Consider the following 21,984-nt stretch of genomic DNA (forward strand, 5'->3'; position numbering starts at 1 on the left):
CCCGTCGCACCGGCAGCTCCGGTATCGCCCGTCGCACCAGAAGCGCCGGTGTCACCTGTGGCACCCGTAGCTCCAGTAGTGCCTGTGGCACCCGTTGCACCAGGATCACCAGTCGCTCCAGTGTCACCCATAGTGCCGGTCGCACCCGTTGCGCCAGTCGCACCGGCAGCTCCGGTATCGCCCGTTGCACCGGCAGCTCCGGTATCGCCCGTCGCACCAGAAGCGCCGGTGTCACCTGTGGCACCCGTTGCACCAGGATCACCAGTCGCTCCAGTGTCACCCATAGCGCCGGTCGCACCCGTTGCGCCAGTCGCACCGGCAGCTCCGGTATCGCCGGTCGCTCCGTTAGAGCCGGTCGCACCTGTTCCGCCTGTCGCTCCGGTCGCTCCAGTAGAGCCGGTCGCGCCTGTCGCTCCGGTCGCACCCACACCACCAGTAAGAAGGACGGGGTCGCCGTCATTACTACTGCCATCAGTACTAGTTATCCACAGAGTAGCGTCGTGATTGAATGTAATGTTGCTCGAAGGATTCGACGTGGACCAGATCTGAACATCACCGTCGTCATCGAAGCCACTCGGGCCTATACCTGATCCAGTATCGGTTTCAATGCGCAATGTTTCAGAGTCCGTATAATTAACGGGAACAAAGAGTTGTGTGGCGAAATCCGTCCCTTGATTTTCACTAACCGTAAACTCACCTATAACGACGCTCTGACCATTTATACGTGATACGATATAGTAAAACCCGCCGCTGTCAGCGTCTGCGGGTATTTTTACTGTGACGTAATTCAATGCCATCACGCCGGAATAACTCGTTACGCCCGCCTTGGTCAGCGGGACGCGCGCCATGCCCCTAGCGTCGTCCAGTTCCCAGCTTCCGCCTTTCGCCGCGGAACCCACCAAGCCCGATGCGGCCGCGACTGGAGCGCCGGTCACACGCGCAAGGGCATCCACGAAAGCACGTCCGCGGGCGCCTTCGCCCGCCTGGCAGCTCCACAGCAGGAGACTGCCGTCAGGCCCCAGCGCGTCGCCGATAGTAGCGAGATCGCCGCCGTGCCGATCAAGATCGGACACCGACAGCGATCCGGCGCCGAAGTCGAGTTTGCCAGGACGGCCGTGAACGACAATGTGAATCGCATCCAGGCCGTCTTGGCCGCGCAACGCGTGCGCGATCTCCTGAGAAGCTGGCAAAGCACCGCTAAGAAGAACCGGTTGAACGCCGGGCCGCATGCCCGCGACGAGCACTGGAATATCGGTGACCGCAATATCAATGAAGACGATTTCTTTTGTCCGTAAGAGGTTCTCCGCCGAGGTCTTCATCATTGGAACTGACCTTCCCTGTTTCCCGCCCATTGTCATTCTCCCGCCTTGAATCTTGTCACGACCGACACCTTGGAACCGGCGTCGCCCAGCATTTCCAAGGTCGCCGCGTCGTAAGTCGCGGCGGCATTGGGATTGGTTTTCGAAAAGAGCGCGATCCTGCCATTGACCATCATTGCGGCATCGCCATCGGCGACGGTGAAAGGTCCACGCGCCTTGACCGGAACAGGAATTCGGCCGGCAAAATGGCTCCTCGGGACAACAAACTCCCCGATCGTCGCCTTAGCGCCGTCGAGGTTCGCGATAATCAGATATTTGTTGGGTTTCGCCGATAGTCGCCATGAGAGGATGATGTGATCATCGTTCGGCGCACCTTGGGCGGCAGCCATTGCGGGATCGGCGAAAATCACTGCGGAGGCCATGACAAGATCCTGTCGATTCGGATTGCGGTTTGAGCTGAAGGGGCCAGGCGACTACGCACCAAGTGACTAGGTTTGACGTGCCTGCAGGTTGCGAGGCAGGCGGAACACGACGACGCAGGCACTCTGCCCGGTGAGCGGCGCTGCTCTGCCCTGGCCGGCGGTGCCGTGGACGTCGTCGCGGCGGCAATTCTCGATGTACGGCCAAGAAACGTTGTATGGTCCGACGGAAGTATGAACGGGCCTTTGCCGCTCAAGCTCTCGGGGATTTGTTTTGCCGAATACGTGCGGATGATATTCTGCGGCGCAGAGGCCGAAGCCCATATCGCGGTCGCATTGTGTCGTGCGCGGTATCACCCAGCCAGCCCCCTTCACCTGTGTCGCAATTTTCAGCGACAACTTGCGAGGGAGACGACTACTTGCAAGAAAGCATCAATCTCAGCGAAATGTCGATCTGCTCAACCGACACAGCACCTTAGTGCACATCACCACGCTGCGCATCTCAAACGCAAGGCAGTCTTGCTCTCGATACTTTTTAGCTTTGCAGACTTCCATGGCCAGATAGCATTCGACTGACCAATGGCTCCTCTCCCGCTATATAAGTATTGAGTAAATTTGAAATATTCATGGTTGTAAATGGACCGATTTACGTATGGCAACCTCAGGGAGTAGGTTGCATGTTAAGAAAAATCAATGCAAATCTGTGGCTTAGATATTTTCGCATGAGACCTCTATAGGGTCGTATACGCCTTATGTTTGATGCGGATGATTAACGGGTGAGAGCAGCCTCCTCCGAAGAAAGTATCCTTTTACGCCAGGACGAATGTTGGCTAGTGCTGCGATCGAGGGCATGTTCCGACATAATCGCCGCAATTTCGCAAAAATCCCGCAACCGCCCACTGGGGAATCCGCGTGAGCACTATTGGCCTGTGCATGATCGTCAAGAACGAGGCAAAGGTTATCCTGAATTGCCTCACCAGCGCGCTTCCCCTCGTTGACTACGTGCTCATCGTAGACACGGGTTCCGAGGACGGCACACAGGAGCTCATCCGAAGTTTCCTCGCCAAGCACAGCCTTCAGGGAACCGTCATCGACGAGCCTTGGCGGAACTTCGCATACAATCGCAACTTCGCGCTCGAGCGACTGCGCGACGTCGAAGCGGTTCACTATGCAATGATCATAGATGCCGACGATGTCCTGATCATGGATCCGGCTTTCGATCCGATCGCATTCAAGTCACGGATGGAGCACGACCTGTACGACGTCGAAGTGTTTCATGGTGACATTTCGTTCTATCGCCCTCAGATTTGTCGCAACCGACTGCCTTTCTCGTTCAAAGCTGTTCTGCATGAATATCTCGAGGCCCCGGCCGATCCCATCACACGGCAGAACGCCGAAGGACTTCGCATCGCGACGGGACGCGGAGGAGCCCGCAGCCAGAATCCACGGAAATACCAGGATGACGCGGCGGTCTTGGAGATTGCGCTTGCAACCGAAGCCGACCCATTCCTGAGATCGCGCTACACATTCTACCTAGCGCAAAGCTACAGGGATTGCGGCGAACGGCAGAAGGCGCTGGAGCAATATTTGAAGCGCGCCGACCAGGAGTTTTGGAACGAAGAGGTCTATGTTAGCCTTCTCGAGGCAGGCAATCTGATGGCGGCTCTGGATCGCTCTTTCAAAGAAGTCATCGCTGTTTACGAGCGCGCGACCCAGACGGTACCCGCTCGCACGGAGGCGTTGCACGCGGCGAGCCGCTACTGCCGCAACCTCGGCCACTACGCGGAAGGACAGGAGTATGCGCAACGCGGCCTAGGCGTCGATAGGCCCGCGGGCCTTTTCGTTCAGCCTTGGGTCTACGACTACGGGTTGCTCGATGAGTTCTCGGTCAACGCATATTGGGCCGGCGCATATCGGAAGTCGCTCGATGCTTGCCTGACGTTGTTGGCGTCGGACAAAGTGCCAAGGGACATGCTAAAGCGAGTGGTGGCCAATGCGCGATTCGCCGCCGATAAACTCGCATCCGCATCCCAATCATGAAGTCGTAGAAGACTCTTTTGCATACCTTCGGAGAAGATCGCCTCGCCCACCGTTGTCCCCTGTGGCCGCTTCCGAGCAACCTACTTTTTCATGGAATGGCCAAAAGCCTGCTCTCAGATGGCGGCAGGAGGACAGGGTAGGCGTGCCGAAATTCGTTGGGCCCAAAACAGAAGGTAAAGGTTAGAGCGTCTGGATCCGAAATTGCGCCGACGGGATTTCTTAGGTTTGCTAGCATGGTCAGGTGCCAGCTCCGTGGTCCCGGTAGCGTCGACACATTCGAGCCGTTGGGAAAGGGCCCACATGGTCTTGCCCCCCAGTCTCCCCTCTCACCTGCGGACCGCGCCTATCGAACTCGCAGGGAACTGGGGCCGCATGTTGGAGGGAGCGGCCGCGCAGGTCATCGAAAGGATGCGGCAAGCATGCCTGGACGGCGTCCGACTCGTCTCGGACCGCCAGCCGACCCGCCTGCGTATCGAAGAGCATACATCCGGCCCTCCCGCTATTTGGCTACAAGCAGACCAGAGCGATATGGCATGGGTCATCGTCGACATCGGCGAACGCGACTGGTCAAAGCTTGCCTATCAATTTGGCCATGAACTCGGCCATGTGCTCGCCAACAGTTGGCAAGCCAACGCCAAGCCAGCGGCACCTTGCCAATGGCTCGAGGAAGCCATGGTCGAAGCATTCTCGTTGCGCGGGCTTCGGCCCCTGGCGACTGGTTGGAAAGACATTCCGCCGTTCGCCGGTGACAACGCCTTCGGCGATGCCATCGCCAAATATCGTCAGAACATTCTTCACCGCTATGCGGGACTCGCCGAGAGCCAAGGCCTCACCCGTGATGCCACGACTTAGTTCGCCAACCACCGCAGTAAGATCGAAATTCCCGCTCTTAATCCGTTTGCGCAGGCGATGAGCCTGACAATCCTCGCTGAATACGATCGGGTTCCGGATTGTGTTGAGGCAATTGGCGCGCTCAACCGTTGGCCTGGCCGTAGTGGAGTTCCACTTGGTGAATATCTGCAGCGATGGAAAGAGAGTTGCGCGGAACTGCGAACCTCTCCGCATTTGCCGCTCCGCTTGGGCGAGCTGTTGGGGGGCACGCCTAGGAGGTAGGGCATACAGCGCCGTCGGTCCGGTCATCTGGGAATGTTGTCTTTATGCCCAAACTTCCGAGTCGGGTACGCCAGGTGCCAATCACGCTGCACCCTTCTACGCCTTCGTTATTCGTTTGGATGAATTCTCCTCATATAATCAATAGCATATATATCGACGTCGCCGGCGCGCAATTTCAGGATCCTGCCGGTCAGGCCCGGCGCCGCTAGCCCCAACCCCGCTGGCGCCGGGCCGCGCGCCGTTCAGGTAAGAAAGTCTCGCAAGCGGCCCGACAGCCTGTTGGGGTACAATTTGTCTGACCGTCGGGCCTGACCGGCTCCGTGGGTGGCGTTGCCGGCTGGAAGCAATGCTAATATTAGCTTCTTGGAACTAACAGGTCCCACAGCCGTTTTCCCCGGCTTTGTGCTTCAGCGATGAAGTGCGTGCTTCTCGTCTGGGCGATCATTGCGGTGGGTCGGTCGTCGCGGTCCTGCAGCGTTCGAGCTGGTGTGCTCAATCGGCAAAAGTCGCCGCCCTACTGAACAAAAATGTATTCACGCAGCGAAGTCACAGAAGTCCGAAGCGATAGAGGGCGCTGACCGCACGCGGACGAAAGATCGCACCATAACGACCGGCCACCGGCTCACCCCAACTCTGCTTGTAGTCTTGTCCGGAGCCGAGATCGAAACGGCGATATCCAGCGCTTGCTGCCCATTGGACCGCGGCCTCCATTATGCGGATACCGACCCAAAGGTGGTCGTATTCGGGGTCACGGACAATGCATTGGCCGAGTACTACGCCGTCCTGACACATCAGGACGACGCCAGCCGTGCGCCGGTCGCCGTCGAGCAGATGTAAGGTGTGGAACTGAATTGGGCTGTTAGCGGTCTGCCGCTTAATGAAGGCGCGCCAGAACCGCAGGCGGTCGGCGGCAGCTACGGTCTCCTCGGCTTCGTTGCCTTCCCACATGCGGCCCCATTGGTCGCAGCACCATTCCAGGTCGCTCTCGTCGTCGATGCGAAGCCGCATGAATTCGTCGCAGCGCTGGCGGGCCTTGCGCACATTTTTACGGTGATTGCGGCTCCAGCGCGCCTCATAGTCGCTCCGCAGATCGATGCTGTAGTTGTCAGGGGACCAGTAGGACCGCGGATGGAGGTCCACGACGCTCTTGTCGAGCCCCGCCTCGACCCGCACCTCGACGCCCAAAGCGTGCAGCGCCCGACCAAGCGCGGCGGGAGAGGACGCTGGCGCGATCACGCCGGAAAGCGCTTGATAGGTCACGGGCTCCCAGTATCGGCGGCGGCGACGCAGGGAGACGAGCGCGGTCGGCTTTCCATCCTCCTCCGCCAGAGCGTGGCGCTTGCGGGCGCTCGTGGGCCGGGTGAGCTCGCGATAAACGTCGCGGTCGCAGCCAGGAATGGCCGGCAGGGCGCCCAGGGCCTGGTCGAGGGTCGAGTTCCAGGCGTCGAACCAGGCGATGTGAACGCCGCGCGTGGTAAAGCGAGTGACGGCGCGAGCAATGGAGATCACGGCGGGCGCCGCGACATGGCCCAGCGCACACTTCAAACCCGAGCCGGCGTGGTTCGCTCGGGCGGAATCTATGGCGTCAGAGTGGCTCATTCTCGATTTCCGTGTTCCGTCCCATTGTGCGCCAAAATTGTAGCGGGCGCGATTTACTCTTGTGGACCTGACCCGCGATCAGGTTTCCCTGACCGCGGGGCCCGGTGCGGCCGCCCTTCCCTGTTCGGCTTCCTCGCCCAGGAAGTGCCGGATCAGGACTAAGGAGAAGTGCAGGCGCCCAGGCAACAAGACCTGGGCCTTGCTCAGAAGAAAAACCAGTTCGGCGGCGAAGGGATGACGGGTCCAACCCATCGCCAGGAACCAGAACACTGCGCCAAGCCCGCCACCCAGAACCGCCTGCACGACCGATAAGTTCATGTCGAAGCCATTCAGCCCGATGACGACGAGCGGGCCCAGCGCCGTGACCAAGGTGGCGGCGGCGCTGGGCACCAGAGCCCACAGATACTCGCCTACGCTCAATTCCAGCCGACGCATCAGGAACCAAAGGCCGACCCCCACCTGGATCGGCGTGGTGGCGAAGATCGAGAGCGCCAGGGCAAAGGGGCCATGCTGGGCCGCCAGGATCATGATCAAGCTGGTGATTGGCAGGGAGATGATCCAGGCCTTGGCCGTCTCGCGGATCCCGCCGGCAGCCACCAAGGCCGGGAACATCAGCGGGACGGGGAAGTAGAGCATTGTGGCCGCCGCCATCACCTGCACCAGCGGGATAGAACTGTACCATTGCGGTCCCAATATGGTGTGCACCAGGGGATAGGCGAAGAGGATGACCATCGCCAGGCCCGGCCAGTGGAACGCCGTCAGACTGGCGGCGGCTCTGAGATAGGGACCCTTGAGGGGACGCCCCGTGCGCGCAAGGGCGGCGAACCCCGGCAGGGCCACCGCCGAGATCGCCGATATGACCAGGCGGCTGGGCATCTCCGTGACCTGCTGGCCTCGGCTGTAGAGGCCGACATCGGTAGCGCCGCTGGCGCGCCCCAGCATGAAGGTCGGGATGACCTCGCCGAGCCCGGTCAGGAGACCGGTAACGGTGTTGAAGCCGCCGAACGCCAGTATGTCGCGCCATTTGGTGAACTCGATCCGGAAGATGGACAGGTCCGGTCGTATGAGGATGGCGAAGACGAAGGTGGAGAGTGGATAGCTGAGCGAGCCCCAGGCGAAGCTCATGTAGCCGACACCCATCATCACCAGGGCGGTGGTGGTGATGTTACCGACCAGCGCCGACCCCAAATTGATGGCCGCGATGCTCCAGAACTTCAGGTCGCGGCGAAGCAGAGCCACGATCGGTGACCCGATGCTGGAGAACAGATACCCGAAGGCAACCGTGCGAACAAAGTTCTCCAGACGCGGCTCGTGCGCGAAGTCGGCGTAGAAGCGCGCTGTCGCGACGAAGACGGTTGTAAGGACGATGGCCACTACCAGCATCATGGTGAAGGAGGTGCGTATTTCCTCCTTCGAAAGCTTTTCGGCGTTGACGATGTAGTTGGTCACGCCGAAGTCACGAAGGCCCTCGGCGAGCGCGAGGATGCTGGCGCCAAGGAAGGCAGCACCGATGTCGTTGGGAGTCAAAAGCCGCGACGAGACGTAGAGCGTCGCGAAGTTGAGGATGAGGGTGGCGTACTTCTCGAAATAGACCGCGACCACCGCGCGCCGAACGTTCGCCATTTCCTATCGCTCACTTTCGATGAGACGGGCTCGATGCAGGATCGCCAGCATATCGTGTCCTTAATGCCGTGTGGCCTCGATCAGGGTCGAGGCGACCTTCTGTTGATCCTCGTCGGTCATCTGGGGATAAAGTGGAAGGACGATGGCATGATCCTGGGCTGCCTCCGACTCAGGCAGGGACATACGCAGCGATTGGGAGGAATAGACGTCCTCGCGGTGGGCACACATGATACCGCGTCGTGTGGCGATACCGGCATCCAGCATCGCCTGCATGACGGTGCGCTGGTCGGCGGACTCCGGCAAACGGACGCAGAAGCTCTGCCAGTTGGTGCGCACGTAGGACGGTTCGCGCACCAGGCCCAGCCATTGCGCCTCGCCGAGCAATTCGACGTAGCGTGCGGCCAGCGCGCGGCGGCGGACCACGATGCCGGGCAGGCGCTTGAGTTGCTCGCGGCCCACAGCGGCCTGGATGTCGGTCATGCGGTAATTGAAGCCGAGCACTGGGTGGGTCTCGAAGATCACCTGGGCCGAGCCGTGGCGGACGGTGTCGGGCACGCTCATTCCGTGCTGGCGCAACAGCTTGAATTTGGCTGCCCAGTCAGCGTGCTTGGTGGTCAACATACCACCGTCGCCGGTGCTCATGATCTTGCGTGGGTGGAAGGAGAAGCAGGCCACGTCGCCGTGCACTTTGCCAACCTTCTCCCACCGTCCATTCCAGAAGATCTCGCTGCCGCTGGCGCAGGCCGCGTCCTCGATCACGGGCAAGCCCTTGGCCTTGGCGATCTCGACCACCGCGGCCATGTCGCAGGGCAAGCCCATCTGGTGGACGACCAATATTGCCGTGGTCTTGGCCGAAAGCGCCTGCTCGATCAGGGCCGGGTCGATGTTGTAAGTGGCCGGATCGACGTCGACAAAGACCGGGATCGCGCCGCAATAAGCAATCGAATTGGCGGTGGCGATGTAGGAATGGCTAACCGTGACCACCTCATGGCCGGGCTTCACCCCGGCCGCCAGCAGGGCCAGATGCAGGGCCGTGGTGCAGTTCGAAACGGCCGCAGCGTGCGGCGCGCCGGTGAAGGAGGCGAACTCCGTCTCGAAGGCCGCGACCTCGGGGCCTTGAGTGACCCAGCCGGACAGGATGACGCGGCGCGCCGCCTCGGCCTCGGCTCCATCCATCGTGGGCTTGATGATCGGAATCATGTCGGCGTCCTCAGCTGAACGAAGTTGTCTCTCGGCGTGAGAAATTGCAGTCGTCGTATCACGATAAAGCGGGTCGCTCACCTTCTCCTATTGTTGGATACGGTAAGGACGGCCGGCGAATTGGGTCAGTGAATAAGGTGAGGTCACCGCCGATAGGATACCGTTCTGGCCGAGGTGACAGCTCCGCTTAAATCTGTTGTGCGGAACGCAGGAACAATAAGGACGCGTCGTTCCGGACTACGGGCCAGGCATGAGCACGCCTGACCGCGGGGTACGACGGCCTACCGCCCGGAGAAGGATCTAGGGCGGGCCTGATCAACTCGAGGCAGAGCTGTGGGAAGCGCCGTCAACAGGCGTAGCAACTCCAGCAAAAGGTGTAAGGGTTGTCCTTCTGGATTCCCCAAAACAAAGAGATAAAGACGCCGCGGGCTCGACATCAGAGCGGCTTGGATCTCTGGCGTTCGGCACCCATTGCAAGTGGCAGCAATGGCGGACCCAACACTTCGGGGGGGAAGCCCAATGTGTCGGTCCGCCGCTATCGCCAGACCATCGCTGCCTTGAAAAGTATCCGTTAACGTTAATACTGAGCGATCCAGCAACAGGGGCGCCGTGGTCGAGCCCATGGGGCTCTGGCACGAATACTGCTTGAACCCGCTTACTTAAGGCACCAATGAGGATATTCCAAATGCGGGTAAACACTCAGCCAAGCCGGAGGGCAGGTTTATCGAAATGCATATTTTGCGAGCCGATTCAGGTCACGAATGTGCAAACCAACGAAAACGGAGATATCATAATCTCCATAACGGCAGACGATATTTACACGAAGAACTCAAAACAACGCTACGAGATAATACTGACCGATGAAGAAGTCCGCATCCTTAACGCTGCTACGCGGTGAATCGTCTGCAGATGCGGATACCGCCCACGGCCCGACTTACATGGACCTATGGCGATTGAATCAGCCATTGAAACCCACCCGTTATTGTTTCCGAAAAGGCGCCGGTTCAACGACTATCGGCATCCATCGTTAAACAGGTGTCGGTTGCGACTTGGCACAGTTGCCGTGAGCGCCAGGCGCTGGCAACGCGGCAGCCGCCCTGTTGTTCCATTGTGGGACGGAATGCAAAGTCGACGAACCCGAACTACGCGCAGCCGCTATGACGTCAGCGGGCTTTCGTTTGCCCCTTCACTTGCTATGGCGTCCGTTCGGATAGCTCTACTGCGCGCCTAAGCCTCCTGGACGACACGCGCCCGGCGTATCGTCCGCTGCCAGAAGGGCTCAACAGGTCGGCCCGATCAGGATCCACTGCCTGAGGAAGACCATCGATCTCGAGTTGGCTTGATGGCCTGGACAATCGCGCTCAGAGGCTACGCCTTCTGGTCGAATTGATGTGACGGACAGTTAAGCGTTTATAAACGGGAAAGACCGACCGCCCCAGCGGGAGGCATGGCTCGGTTGCGGAGCATCGGCTCGAGTATTTACCTATGGCAACGACTTATCAGGGTACGATTTCCGCTGGCCAGGCGTCCCGCACCATTGTGCGGCCCGCGGAAGACCGCATCGCCGGCTTTGATGGCGTGCGCGCGATCGCGGTGCTGATGGTCTTCATCAGCCACAAGACGACCCTGCCCCACCACGACTCCTATGGCTCCGTCGGCGTCTGGCTTTTTCTGGTGCTCAGCGGCATGCTCATCACCTCAATCCTGTCGGAAATGCGCGGAAAGGTCGAAGCGGGGACCCAGTCGAGGTGGCGCTCGATGGGCGATTTCTATCTGCGCCGCAGCTTGCGCATTTTCCCGCTCTACTATGCGTGTTTGGGTGTTTTCGCGCTGGCTTCGCTGTTCACCTCATTCGTTGGATTCTCGCGCATGGAAGCGACGATCTACGCCCTCTATGGTACCAACATCTATATAGCGATGACGCCGACTGGGGACCACGGCCATTTCGGTCACCTCTGGTCGCTCTCGGCGGAAGAACAGTTCTACCTGCTCTTCGCGCCGATCCTCCTGTTCTCCCCGCGCAAATACCTGCTTCGGATTTGCGTCGGCTTTATGCTCGCTGGCGCGGCCATGCTGGCTTGGCTAGTGTCTGTGAAGACCCACCCGAACGCCATCCACGTCGATCCACTGATCGCTTTCGGCATGCTCGGTGTCGGCGGCTTTGTCGCCTCCTTGAAAAACCTCAAACCGCGCGATTGGCTGGTGAGTGCGCAAGCCCAGGCGGCGGCCGGCCTGACGCTGATCGCGATCCCGCTGGTGTTCGGATATTACCGCGACACATGGAACGTCTGGGGACCGCTGACCTGCACGGTTGCTGGCCTGTTCCTGTTCCAGATCGCCCGCAACCAGCACACTCCAGTCGTGGCTTTCCTCAACCTGTGGCCTCTGCGCTCGCTCGGCCGGGTGAGCTATGCCTTCTACATCCTGCACCAGTTCGTCCATTTCTACGAGGTCCAAGCGGTGTTCCATAGGCTGCACCTGAACATCGACGGGCCGGCTGTCGTGCAACTCGCCGTGGAGCTTTGCATCACTGTCGCGCTGGCGACGCTCTCCTGGCATTTCTTCGAACGGCCGCTCCTGCGGCTGGGGGCCAGATTGACCGCGCGCGAGGGCGCCGAGGCCAGCAGCGCGGTCGCCGCCTTGTCCCCGGGCCGGCAAGCGGCCACGCGATAGAGGCTGGCGGAGCTCCGGCCGATGCGACTCGACGACGAACGCCGCATCAGGGGTTTTGATGGCCTGCGCGCGATCGCCTTCATTTTCGTATTCATAAGCCACAAGTTCCATCAAGGGACATATGGATCCCTCGGGGGCGACGGGGTAATGCTCTTCTTCGCGCTCAGCGGCCTCTTGATCACGCGTATCCTGGCTCGGTCGCGGGTTGCGGTCGAGGCGGGCGAGGTGACGAGGCTAGCAGGCCTGGGGCGCTTCTACCTTCGGCGTTCAGCCAGGATATTCCCCGTCTACTACGCGATGATCGGCTTCTTCCTGCTCGCGTCGCTGGTCGTCCATTTCGATGGCTTCGATGGCGGCGCGCGCCTGGCCATGCTGCTCTACGCCACGAACATCTATGTGTTCACGACCGGCCACTGGGTGGGCCATTTCAACCACTTCTGGACGCTGGCGATCGAAGAGCAATTCTATCTGGTGTTTGCACCCTTGCTTCTGTTCACCCACAGCAAGGCCGCTGGACATATCTGCGTTGCATTCGTGGTTCTGGGGCTCCTCACCCAGGCGGGCCTCGAATGGGCTGGAGTGTCGGCCAAGGTCATCGGCCTCAATCCCATGACCGGCTTTGGTTATCTCGCCCTGGGCGGTCTGGTAGGACTAAACCTCGACAAGCGGGTGCCGGCATGGCTGGTTTCCACGCCGGCCCAGGCCATCGCGGCGCTTATCCTTCTCGTCGTGCCCCTCACTGTCCTGAAGGACGAGATCGTCTGGCGCGTCTATGCGCCGGCAGTCTCGGCTACAGCCGCGCTTCTGGTCCTCCAGATCGCAGGGAACCAGGGCACCCGTTTCGTCGCCATTTTGGAGACTTGGCCCCTGCGCAACCTGGGGCGCATCAGCTATGGCTGTTATGTTTTCCACGAGTTCATTCATTTCTACACCGTTGAGGCAGCGGCCCGGAAGTTCGGCGTCGTGTTCGAAGCGCCGGATTGGATCTCGGCTCCTATCGAGCTTGTGTTGACCATAAGCCTGGCGACCGCCTCCTGGCGTTACTTTGAACGACCAATCATGGCTTGGGCCCATCGGCCGACGCGGAAAGCCGCGCCGGCGGCTGCCTGAGCCCCCCAGATTGCCGGCCCGAGCAGCTTTCGCAGCAGGCCAAGATTGTGGTTCAGGCGAAGATAATATTCGCGTTCGGGTCCGTCGCGGATCTGGAGCACGGCCAATGGCGGGGTGGCGATGAGCATCTTGATCGCGCGCGCGATTCTTTGGCTCCGGGTTTTCAAGCCCCTCAGTTCCACCTCGCCTTCCTTGCGAGCGCGCTCCGTGAGCCATGCGCGCGTAAGACGGCCTGCATGGACCTTGTGGTCTACCACAAAGGCGTCCGAGTACCAGCAGCGATGGCCGGCTCCAATCAGGTCCGTCATCATCTGAGCCTCTTCCCCGCTTGCCAGGTTCGAGCCGACGCGACCCGTCGTGACGTCGAACCCGCCATGCGCTTCTAACACGCTGCGGCGGAACAACATGTTGGCCCCGACGCCGATGGGATGATCGGTCGTGTCCACGAAGCCGTCCTCATCGACCACCGACAACAACAAGCGCGCCCGCGGCCCGAGCTTGCTCGGCGGCATTTCAAGGCTGGCGGCGTTGTCGGGCCAGCGCGGGATCACCCGCCCAGCCAGGATGGCGGTCTCGGCATCACAGCGCGCCGCGCAGGTGATCGCGCCCTCTACCCAGCCGAGGCGCGGCACAGCGTCGTCGTCCAGCAGCGCAATCCATTCGCCCCTACCGGCCTCGAAGCCCGCGTTGCGGGCCCGGGCAACGCCTGGCGTGTCGAGCCGGATAAGGCTCACTCCCTCGCGACCCTTTAGGTCCTCCAGCACCTCGGCATGCGCCGGCGCCGAGGCGCTGTCGATGACGATGACCTCCACCGGCTGGCCCACGCACTGCGGCAGCAGGGCACTGACGTTCTCCAGGACGTCGTGGCTGCGGTTGTGCGTAGCGATGACGATGCTGATGACCGGGGCACCGGCGCTGGTCTTTGGCGCGTCGTTGGCGTCCTGCATGGCAATCCGGTCCATAAATCCCATGCCCTTTCAGTCCAACGCCGCGTCCTGGGCGGCCGGTGGGCGTGCTCCCAGGCCGATCGACCAGAAGAACGCCGCTCGCAACGGCGTCGGCGTCACGAGCTGCCTTGCCGCCCGGAACGGAAATACCAGTAGCGCATGACGCACTGCGAATCGCACACCCTTGGCATCCCCCTTGGCCGCCCGCTCTACCGCCGCATCGGCGAAATAGGTGTAGAATCCCAATAGCGTGGCGAAGTACGAATGCAGCCACTCTTTCGGCGAGCGCCACTTGCGCCAGACCGGCATGGCGTGCCGCATGAATACCTTGCGCGTATAGGGGATCCGGCTCAGGACCAAGGCATCGTAAGATCCCGACGGGCGCTGTCGGAACAAGACGCAAGGCACGGCCACATGCTCCATATGCCCTCCACCGGTTACTCGCAATTGCCAGTCCCAGTCCTGGTCTGCCAGCAGTGTCTCGTCAAAATAACCGTAGGCGTCGCGTACCCCGATACGCGCCATCGTTGCGCCGATCTGCGGGAAATAGCCGTCGAGCATCATCTTCAGATGGTCGCCGTCAGGGCGGATATCATGGGGGATCGGGGCCGCTATGGGTCGCAGATCAGGATCGGTCATCACGACCTGACCGAACACCGCCTCGACCTCCGGGTGGCGGTCAAAGATTTGCAAGTGCGACCGAACATGTTGCTCGGTCCAGACGTCGTCGTCGTCCAGGAAGGCCAGGAACTCGCCCGTGGCCGCCCGCATCGCCGCGTTACGCGCGGCGCCGGCTCCAGCAGTCGACACGACGAGGTGCTGCGCGCCGTGGGCCTTCGTTACCGCGGCCGTGGCGTCGTGGTTGGAGCCGTTGTCGCCAACCAGAATCTCGAACCTCAGGTCCGGGCCTTCCAGCGCGCGGATGCTCGCCAATGCCGGGTCCAGGAACTGCGGACGGTCGCGGGTAGGGACGATTACCGAAACGATGCGCCCATTATTCACCCCCACTCCTCCCATCGATCGAAGACGCCCGATAGAGCCGCCGAAAATACACGGATGTTGTCGAAGCGCGTGATGAAGGTCCGCGCGATGGTACCGGCCGAACGCGTCTCCTCGGCCTGGGCGTAGACCAGATCATAGCCGGCTGCCTTGGCCTCCCGCATGGCAACCGCCGTCCAGTTGGCCGACTGGCCGAGCGGGATTGCGAACGACGTCGGCGCAAAGCCGAGCCTGGCCTCGATCACAGCGCGCGAGCGCTCCAATTCCTCGCGCGCGGCGGAGCCGTCCAGCTGTCCAAAATCTGGATGGGTCGCGGAGTGACTGCCGATTTCGGCGCCGTCGGCGACGAGGCGCTCCAGATCGCGCCAGCCCAAAACCTCGTTGGTCGTCCAGGGCGAGCCACCTTCGCTCCAGTCGGTGACCACGAAGAGGCTCCACGGTATCGCGAGTTCTTTCAGGATCGGCGCGGCCATGGTCATCACGCTGCGCAGCCCGTCATCGAAAGTGATGGCGAGATCCATTGGGTCGCCCCCCGTCCGCGCGATCTGCGAGGCTGGGACGAACCGGTAGCCCTGCGCGGCGGCCCACTCCAACTGGCGACGGAACAGCTTCGGCGGCACGTCGTTATGTTCCATCAACGGCTGACCGACCGAGTGGTAGGCCAGGATCCGGCCCCCTGAACGGGGGACGCGTCGGCCTAGGACGGACAAACCTTCACGTTCGATGACCATGCGTGGGCCGACCAGATGTCGCCTTTCGACACCGAACGCGCGCACAGCGCGCTTCAGAAACCTCGGCGCTGGCCCAAGCATACCCACTTCGCCCTCTGTTCGTTTATCAATGTCGATAGCGGCTTCTGGCGAACGCGAGGCGCCAAAGACCCAATTTGTCGAACGGCGCCCTTCATCAGGAGGAAAGAGCAAGGCTCTGACAGGCTCGAAAACTGTTTTGCTCACCGAGCGTAGCAGACGCAGACCTTGCACAGACCAGAGTCAAAAAGCGTATCTTCGATACATTTTGGTCAGGCAGCTAAATCAAAAGTGTAAACTACGGTTTGTCCAGGCGTCGCATACGCGGGCCGACGAGGTGCCGGCCGGCAAACCATGCTGTTGAAGGCTCACGACTGACTGCCGCTCCTTAGCCGGCCACCAACCGGGGCAGCCATTCCGGCAGCAGGTTTCGGATCGCGTCCCAGGGTCCGTCAAAGGTCTTGGTCCGCGCTAGGCGCCGCCATACCCGTAGCCGTTCCGGCAGCGACATCAGGCGCACAGACCGTTTCAGGATCGCCTCGACGCTGTCGAACTCGCCGAACACCCCATTGAGCAGGATGTCGGGATAACCGCCATAGAATTCCTCCTCCGCGGGCGCACCCTGCTCCCGAAGCGGCGTGACTGGCGGTACGGCCAGGGCCTTCGCGTAAAGCGTCTCCAGGCTTTCGAGCCAATTGGGCGCGGTATGCAGCCGCTTCACGTTGGACGCCGTCTCTTCGCCCCGCTGGCGCAGGGCCTCTGGATCAGCGAGCCAGTCCGCCAGGATGCGGTTGTAGTCCGCCATCGAGGTGGCGAAGCCAATGGTTGGCGCCAGCCCGGGCATATCGGTGCTCATGACGTTCGCGTCCGGCGGATAGGGAAACAGCGTCACGCAGGGGGCGCCCACCCCGCCGGCTTCCAGCATCGAGGTAATCGATACAAAGGGGTAGGAGTCAAGGTAGATGTCCGCCGCCTCGAAGGCGAGCGACGGATCGGGCGTCTCTGGCCGCCCCATGATCCGCCCGCCAGTTGCCGCTATGGCCTCTTGCCAGTCGGCCGGCTCCCCCGGCCCTACGACCAACAACCCCGCATCCGGGCGGGCCAGGAGCGCCTCGACATGCATGTCGGCGAACGAAACTCCGCCCATCGTGCGGTATTTCACGCCGCGGGCCACGGACACCAGAAGCGGTCCGCCGGCCGGAAGGCCAAGCCTCTGCCGCGCCTGGGCCCGGCTGTGCCTGCGTACCGGCGGATCAATCTGGATCGGCAGGACGGCGTGACGCTCCGCCGGGATCCCGCGCCGTTCCAGCACCAGCCGCTCGCCCGACACGCGCGAACTGGCGACGAGGTCACAGACGGAGAGCCCGAGCCAGAAGGCGTGGTCGGCATGGTTGACCAGCACCACGGGAGGTCGGTTGCGCTCGTCGGCAAAGGCTATGCCCGGTGTCGGGTCCTCGTTGCTGACGTGCAGGACGACCAGGTCGAAATCGAGCGACAACTTGCGGAGCGCGCGGGCCCATTCTACCGATCCGCCGCGCGTCGCGCTAATCATATGGATGTGTCCGCCACGAGCCTCCACGGCCTCGCGCACCGAGTGCGGCGGCTCGCCGGGATGGCGCAACAGAGCCAGAGAGTGATGGCGCGCCTCGTCGGCGGCGATCCAGCGGCGCATCATCCGCGTCAAGCCGCCGACCTCGTTCAGAACGGTGGCCACATGCAGCACGCGGCTGATCTGCGTCCGCGCCGGTCGCGCAGCTTCGGCCTTCGCGGCAAGTGCCCGTCGCGCGATCTCGATCAATACGTGCTCAAGCGGCTCCGATCGATAAAAGCCGCAGTGCCGCTTGCGTGCAAGCGTGACGGCCGCCTCTACATAGGCCGCTGCGGAGTTGAGGTCGTCAGCTTCCAGACAGCGCTCAGCCTCACGCCGAAGGCTTTGAAAGTCTTCGTAGTTGTGACGCATACGCGCCACCTCTGGCTCGCAGGGTACGGTTTCAGATCGCATCGTCTCCGGCATCCTTACCCCAAGGTCGCAGCCTGCCCGAAAACTTGTTATACCCACTGGCCAAGGCTTGCCAAGCGACAAGGCAGGTTACATAAAAATGGTCACCGATGCTGCCAATCCGGTTTTTCGTCGCGCCAAGGCTCGCGTCCGATTTGCAGGCGATGGCACGAGACACACAGCTCCAGGGGGAAAGCGATGCCGATTTCGGACAGTGCGGTGCTGCGGGGCGAGGTCGTCGTCCACCACCCCAATCTGGTGAACCTATACGGCTGCGAGGTCGGTAATGGCTCGCGCATCGGCGCTTTCGTCGAGATTCAGAAGAATTCCTACGTCGGCGAGCGCTGCAAGATATCCTCGCACACCTTCATCTGCGAGGGCGTGACGATAGAGGACGAGGTCTTCATCGGGCACGGGGTGATGTTCACCAACGATCGCCTTCCCCAAGCCACCAACCTGGACGGGAGCGCCCAGAGTGAAGCCGACTGGAAGGTCGAGCCGACCCTGGTCAAGAAGGGCGCCTCCATCGGCTCCAACGTCACCATCACCCCGGGCGTGACCATCGGAGAGCGAGCACTGATCGGCGCCGGCGCTGTCGTCACCCGTGACATCCCCGCCTTCGCCATCGCCACCGGGGTTCCAGCCCGCGTGGTCGGAGACGTAAGGACCGCAAAGCCTGCCTGACTTCCCTGTCGGCAGGGTTTCTGTACGCCGAATTGCGATCTTTGGGGGATTTGGAGAGATCGTTTGAGGTACTTCCAGCGCCCGCCCTCGCCTGGCTGGATGATGCTGGTTAGGTCTTGATGACCCAACGGCCATGGTGACCGCACGGCTTTGCCGCTTCAAAGTACGAGTTGAAGAGGTCGAGATGGCACGGCATTGGACGGTCAATTGGCGGCCTCCTTCACCGACGACAAGCTCCAACGGGCCTCCAAGACTCCGGCGGGCGGGGTGGAGTGAAGGGTAGGTCAAATGATCAATATCGGTATCATCGGTTACGGCTATTGGGGGCCTAACCTCTTGCGCAACTTCATGGAGCTTCCCGATGCCCGGGTCCGCATAGTCGCCGACCTGGATTCCAAGAAGCGCGAGTTGGTGGAGCGCCGTTATCCGGGTGTCCAGACCACCAGGGACGTCCAGGCCTTGTTCCGTGATCCCGAGATCGACGCCATCGCGGTGGCGACGCCGGTAAACAGCCACTTCGAACTGGGCATGTCGGCGCTAAAGGCCGGCAAGCATCTCTGGCTCGAAAAGCCCATGACCGAAACCTCGCTACAGGCCAGGATGCTGGTCAACGAGGCCGATAAACGCGGATTGACCCTGATTGTCGACCACACCTTCATCTATACCGGTGCAGTGCGGAAGATGCGCGAGATCGTCACCGCTGGCGACCTGGGCCAGATTTATTATTACGATGCCACTCGGGTGAACCTGGGCCTCTTCCAGAAGGACGTCAACGTCGTCTCCGACCTGGCGGTCCACGACTTCGCGATCATCGACCGTCTGTTCGAAGAGCATCCGAACGCGGTTTCGGCGAGCGGCATCAACCATTTCCCCGGCACCCCGGAAAACCTGGCCTACATCTCGCTGTTTTATGACTCAGGCATGATGGCGCACATCAACGTGAGTTGGCTGGCGCCGGTGAAGGTGCGCAACATCCTGGTCGGCGGCTCCAACAAAATGATTACCTACGACGATCTGGAGCCCTCCGAGAAGGTCAAGGTTTACGACAAGGGCGTGTCCTTCACCGACGACCCCGCCAAGATCCACGAGATGCGCGTCGGTTACCGGACGGGCGATATGTGGGCGCCCAAGCTCGACTCCACCGAGGCCCTGCGCATCGCCGGCCAGGAGTGGATCGACTGCATCATCGAAAAGAAGGTTCCGACCGCCGATGGCAAGCTCGGCCTGCGCGTGGTCGAGATCATCGAAGCCGCCACCAGTTCCATGCGCGGGCGTGGCGAAACCGTTCACCTGCGACGCAAAGACGCTGCATAATATGATTCCGTTCGTCGATCTGAAAACCCAGTACGCCTCGATCAAGTGTGAGGTAGATGCCGCCATCCAGCACACCCTGGAGAACTGTCAGTTCATCCTGGGCGCCGACGTCGCTGAATTCGAGAAGGAATTCGCCGCCTACTCGCAAGCGGCCTTCGGCGTCGGCGTCAACACCGGCACCAGCGCCTTACACCTGGGCCTGCTGGCCGCCGGGATTGGCCCGGGCGACGAGGTGATCACCTCCCCCTTCACCTTCGTGGCGACGGTGGCGGCCATCTACTACACAGGTGCGATCCCCGTGTTCGTCGATATCGATCCTTCGACTTACACAATCGACCCGGCCGAGATCGAGGCCGCGGTCACGCCAGCGACCAAGGCGATCATCCCGATCCACCTCTACGGCCAGCCGGCCGACATGGACCCGATCATGGTCATCGCACGCAAGCACGGCCTGATGGTGCTGGAAGACGCCTGCCAGGCGCACGGCGCGGAATACAAGGGCAAGCGTGTCGGCGCCATCGGCGATATGGCGGCTTTCAGCTTCTACCCAGGCAAGAACCTCGGCGCTTATGGCGAAGGTGGGATGCTGACGACCGACAACGCGGACTACAACCGCGCCGTTCGCATGCTGCGCGACTGGGGCGCCGAGCGGAAGTACCACCACGAAGTCAAGGGCTATAACTACCGACTGGAAGGCCTTCAGGGCGCCGTCCTGCGCGTGAAGCTCAAGTATTTGGAACGGTGGACCGAGCAGCGCCGCGCCACGGCCGCCCGCTATGACGCCATGTTCGCCGGCACCGGGCTACCGACCCCCTTCGTGCGCGAGAATGTCCGCCACGTCTACCACATCTACGCCGTCCGCACGCCCAACCGCACGGGCTGGCAGCAGGCGCTGGACGATCAGGGGATCCAGTCGGGCATCCACTATCCCATTCCGGTGCACCTGCTGCCCGCCTACGCGGACCTCGGCTACAAGCAGGGCCAGTTCCAGCATGCCGAAAAGGCCGCCGCCGAGGTTCTGTCGCTACCCATGTTCCCGGAGTTTACGGAGCAGCAGCAGGACGTGGTCGTGGCCGCGGTCAAAGAATTGCAAGCAAGCGTCTGACGAGCGGGTGTCCGCTCGACCGCAATCAGGCCTGCCAAGTCGCCTCCAAACCGATGACAGGGAAATACGATGAAACTTGAAGGCTCTCGCATCCTCGTGACCGGCGGCTGCGGTCTGATCGGCTCGACGACCATCGACCTGCTGCTGAAGGAGCACGCGCCCGAGAAGATCGTTATCCTTGACAATCTGGTCCGCGGCAGCCTGCAAAATGTCAAGGACGCCCTTCAAGATCCGCGCGTCGAACTCGTCGAAGGCGACATTCGCGACGCGGCGGCCGTCCACAAGGCCACCGACGGAATGGATGCCGTCATCCACATGGCAACCCTGAGGGTTATCGCCTGCGCCGCCGAGCCTCGCGAAGCGCTCGGCGTCATGTGCGAGGGCAGCTACAACGTCATCGAGGCCGCCCAGGCAAAGGGCGTGAAGAAGATCTGCGCAGCCTCCTCGGCCTCGGTATACGGACTGGCCGACCTCTTCCCGACCGCAGAGAGCCACCACCCCTACAACAATCGCACTTGGTACGGCGCCAGCAAGGTCATGCTGGAGGGCCTGCTGCGCTCGTTCAATGACATGTACGGCCTGCCCTACGTCGCGCTGCGCTATTTTAACGTTTACGGCCCCCGCATGGACCTGCACGGAAAGTATACCGAGGTTTTGATACGCTGGATGGACCGCATCGACGCCCGCCAGCCGCCACTGATCCTCGGCGATGGATCCACCACCATGGATTTCGTCTACATCGAGGACGTCGCCCGAGCCAACATCCTGTCCCTGCTGTCGGATGTGGAAGATGACGTATTCAACGTCGCGAGCGGCGTGGAGACCAGCCTCAACGACCTGGCCGCCTCACTCCTGCGCGTGACGGGCTCCAACCTCCAGCCGGAATACGGGCCCGAGCGCAAGGTGAACCCCGTCTCGCGACGTCTGGCCGACACCGACAAGGCAGAGAGGATGCTGGGCTTCAAGACGACCATCGATCTGGACGAGGGCCTTACCCGCCTTGTCGAATGGTGGCGCGCCAATCGCGAGCAGGTGACCTGACGGCCCGCTTGACAGAAGCTTTTCTGTTAGGCGCCGCACAGGCCCAGCGC

At 61.6% G+C, this 21,984-nt stretch carries 18 protein-coding genes; 9 read left to right on the top strand and 9 right to left on the bottom strand.

The features are described 5' to 3' along the window. Nucleotides 1–361, bottom strand: a 361-nt coding sequence (locus tag FJ948_RS30645) for a hypothetical protein (RefSeq protein ID WP_246677559.1), incomplete at its 3' end; no start/stop codon positions are given. 691 nt (nt 362–1,052) lie between these two features. On the opposite strand from FJ948_RS30645, the gene FJ948_RS30650 reads away from it, so the two are divergent. Then, on the top strand, nt 1,053–1,295 hold the full coding sequence (locus FJ948_RS30650; protein ID WP_246677560.1) for a hypothetical protein: 243 nt from the start codon (nt 1,053–1,055) through the stop codon (nt 1,293–1,295). 59 nt (nt 1,296–1,354) lie between these two features. Here FJ948_RS30650 and FJ948_RS19810 read toward each other — a convergent pair whose 3' ends face one another. After that, nucleotides 1,355–1,741: a hypothetical protein gene (locus FJ948_RS19810; RefSeq protein WP_140707345.1), complete on the bottom strand. Its 387-nt coding sequence runs from the start codon at nt 1,739–1,741 to the stop codon at nt 1,355–1,357. Nucleotides 1,742–2,671: 930 nt separating this feature from the next. On the opposite strand from FJ948_RS19810, the gene FJ948_RS19815 reads away from it, so the two are divergent. Then, nucleotides 2,672–3,778 (top strand): glycosyltransferase, encoded by a 1,107-nt coding sequence (locus FJ948_RS19815; RefSeq protein WP_224542884.1) that lies wholly within the window; start codon nt 2,672–2,674, stop codon nt 3,776–3,778. A gap of 372 nt (nt 3,779–4,150) precedes the next feature. Further along, nucleotides 4,151–4,630, top strand: coding sequence for a hypothetical protein (locus FJ948_RS30655; RefSeq protein ID WP_246677561.1), 480 nt, complete (start codon nt 4,151–4,153; stop codon nt 4,628–4,630). Between the two features lie 807 nt (nt 4,631–5,437). Here FJ948_RS30655 and FJ948_RS19825 read toward each other — a convergent pair. The 3 genes from FJ948_RS19825 to FJ948_RS19835 form a co-directional block, all read right to left on the bottom strand. Beyond that, nucleotides 5,438–6,490 carry a GNAT family N-acetyltransferase gene (locus FJ948_RS19825; protein ID WP_140707349.1) on the bottom strand — a complete coding sequence of 351 codons (1,053 nt, stop codon included), beginning with the start codon at nt 6,488–6,490 and terminating at the stop codon, nt 5,438–5,440. A 78-nt stretch (nt 6,491–6,568) separates the two neighbouring features. Next, complete coding sequence (locus FJ948_RS19830; RefSeq protein ID WP_140707351.1) at nt 6,569–8,113, bottom strand: oligosaccharide flippase family protein; 1,545 nt, start codon at nt 8,111–8,113, stop codon at nt 6,569–6,571. A 60-nt stretch (nt 8,114–8,173) separates the two neighbouring features. Then, nucleotides 8,174–9,313, bottom strand: a complete 1,140-nt coding sequence (locus FJ948_RS19835) for a DegT/DnrJ/EryC1/StrS family aminotransferase (protein ID WP_140707848.1) — start codon at nt 9,311–9,313, stop codon at nt 8,174–8,176. 1,485 nt (nt 9,314–10,798) lie between these two features. Between FJ948_RS19835 and FJ948_RS19840 the strand changes: the two genes are divergently transcribed. Both FJ948_RS19840 and FJ948_RS19845 read left to right on the top strand, forming a co-directional pair. Continuing rightward, nucleotides 10,799–11,986, top strand: coding sequence for an acyltransferase (locus tag FJ948_RS19840; protein WP_140707353.1), 1,188 nt, complete (start codon nt 10,799–10,801; stop codon nt 11,984–11,986). Between the two features lie 21 nt (nt 11,987–12,007). Continuing rightward, entirely contained in the window at nt 12,008–13,096 is a 1,089-nt protein-coding gene (locus FJ948_RS19845; protein ID WP_140707355.1) for an acyltransferase, read from the top strand. Here FJ948_RS19845 and FJ948_RS19850 read toward each other — a convergent pair. The 4 genes from FJ948_RS19850 to FJ948_RS19865 form a co-directional block, all read right to left on the bottom strand. After that, entirely contained in the window at nt 13,027–14,067 is a 1,041-nt protein-coding gene (locus FJ948_RS19850; RefSeq protein ID WP_140707357.1) for a glycosyltransferase family 2 protein, read from the bottom strand. The genes FJ948_RS19845 and FJ948_RS19850 overlap by 70 nt on opposite strands. A gap of 6 nt (nt 14,068–14,073) precedes the next feature. Further along, nucleotides 14,074–15,045: a glycosyltransferase family 2 protein gene (locus FJ948_RS19855; RefSeq protein WP_181173736.1), complete on the bottom strand. Its 972-nt coding sequence runs from the start codon at nt 15,043–15,045 to the stop codon at nt 14,074–14,076. Beyond that, nucleotides 15,042–15,773 (bottom strand): polysaccharide deacetylase family protein, encoded by a 732-nt coding sequence (locus FJ948_RS19860; protein WP_140707361.1) that lies wholly within the window; start codon nt 15,771–15,773, stop codon nt 15,042–15,044. Before FJ948_RS19860 ends, FJ948_RS19855 begins: the two co-directional genes overlap by 4 nt. A 406-nt stretch (nt 15,774–16,179) precedes the next feature. After that, a complete protein-coding gene (locus tag FJ948_RS19865; RefSeq protein WP_140707363.1) occupies nt 16,180–17,751 on the bottom strand; it encodes a glycosyltransferase family 4 protein in 1,572 nt (523 codons plus the stop codon). Between the two features lie 237 nt (nt 17,752–17,988). Here FJ948_RS19865 and FJ948_RS19870 point away from each other — a divergent pair, with 237 nt between their 5' ends. The 4 genes from FJ948_RS19870 to FJ948_RS19885 all read left to right on the top strand — a co-directional run bounded on the left by FJ948_RS19870 (nt 17,989) and on the right by FJ948_RS19885 (nt 21,934). Next, on the top strand, nt 17,989–18,474 hold the full coding sequence (locus tag FJ948_RS19870; protein WP_140707365.1) for an acyltransferase: 486 nt from the start codon (nt 17,989–17,991) through the stop codon (nt 18,472–18,474). Between the two features lie 288 nt (nt 18,475–18,762). After that, entirely contained in the window at nt 18,763–19,788 is a 1,026-nt protein-coding gene (locus FJ948_RS19875) for a Gfo/Idh/MocA family oxidoreductase (protein WP_140707367.1), read from the top strand. Between the two features lies 1 nt (nt 19,789). Further along, nucleotides 19,790–20,893 carry a DegT/DnrJ/EryC1/StrS family aminotransferase gene (locus FJ948_RS19880; RefSeq protein ID WP_140707850.1) on the top strand — a complete coding sequence of 368 codons (1,104 nt, stop codon included), beginning with the start codon at nt 19,790–19,792 and terminating at the stop codon, nt 20,891–20,893. Between the two features lie 69 nt (nt 20,894–20,962). Beyond that, complete coding sequence (locus FJ948_RS19885; protein ID WP_140707369.1) at nt 20,963–21,934, top strand: NAD-dependent epimerase/dehydratase family protein; 972 nt, start codon at nt 20,963–20,965, stop codon at nt 21,932–21,934. Nucleotides 21,935–21,984: the final 50 nt, after the last annotated feature.

Origin of the sequence: Mesorhizobium sp. B2-3-12 (genome assembly GCF_006442205.1) — a bacterium.
Classification (GTDB): Bacteria; Pseudomonadota; Alphaproteobacteria; order Rhizobiales; family Rhizobiaceae; genus Mesorhizobium.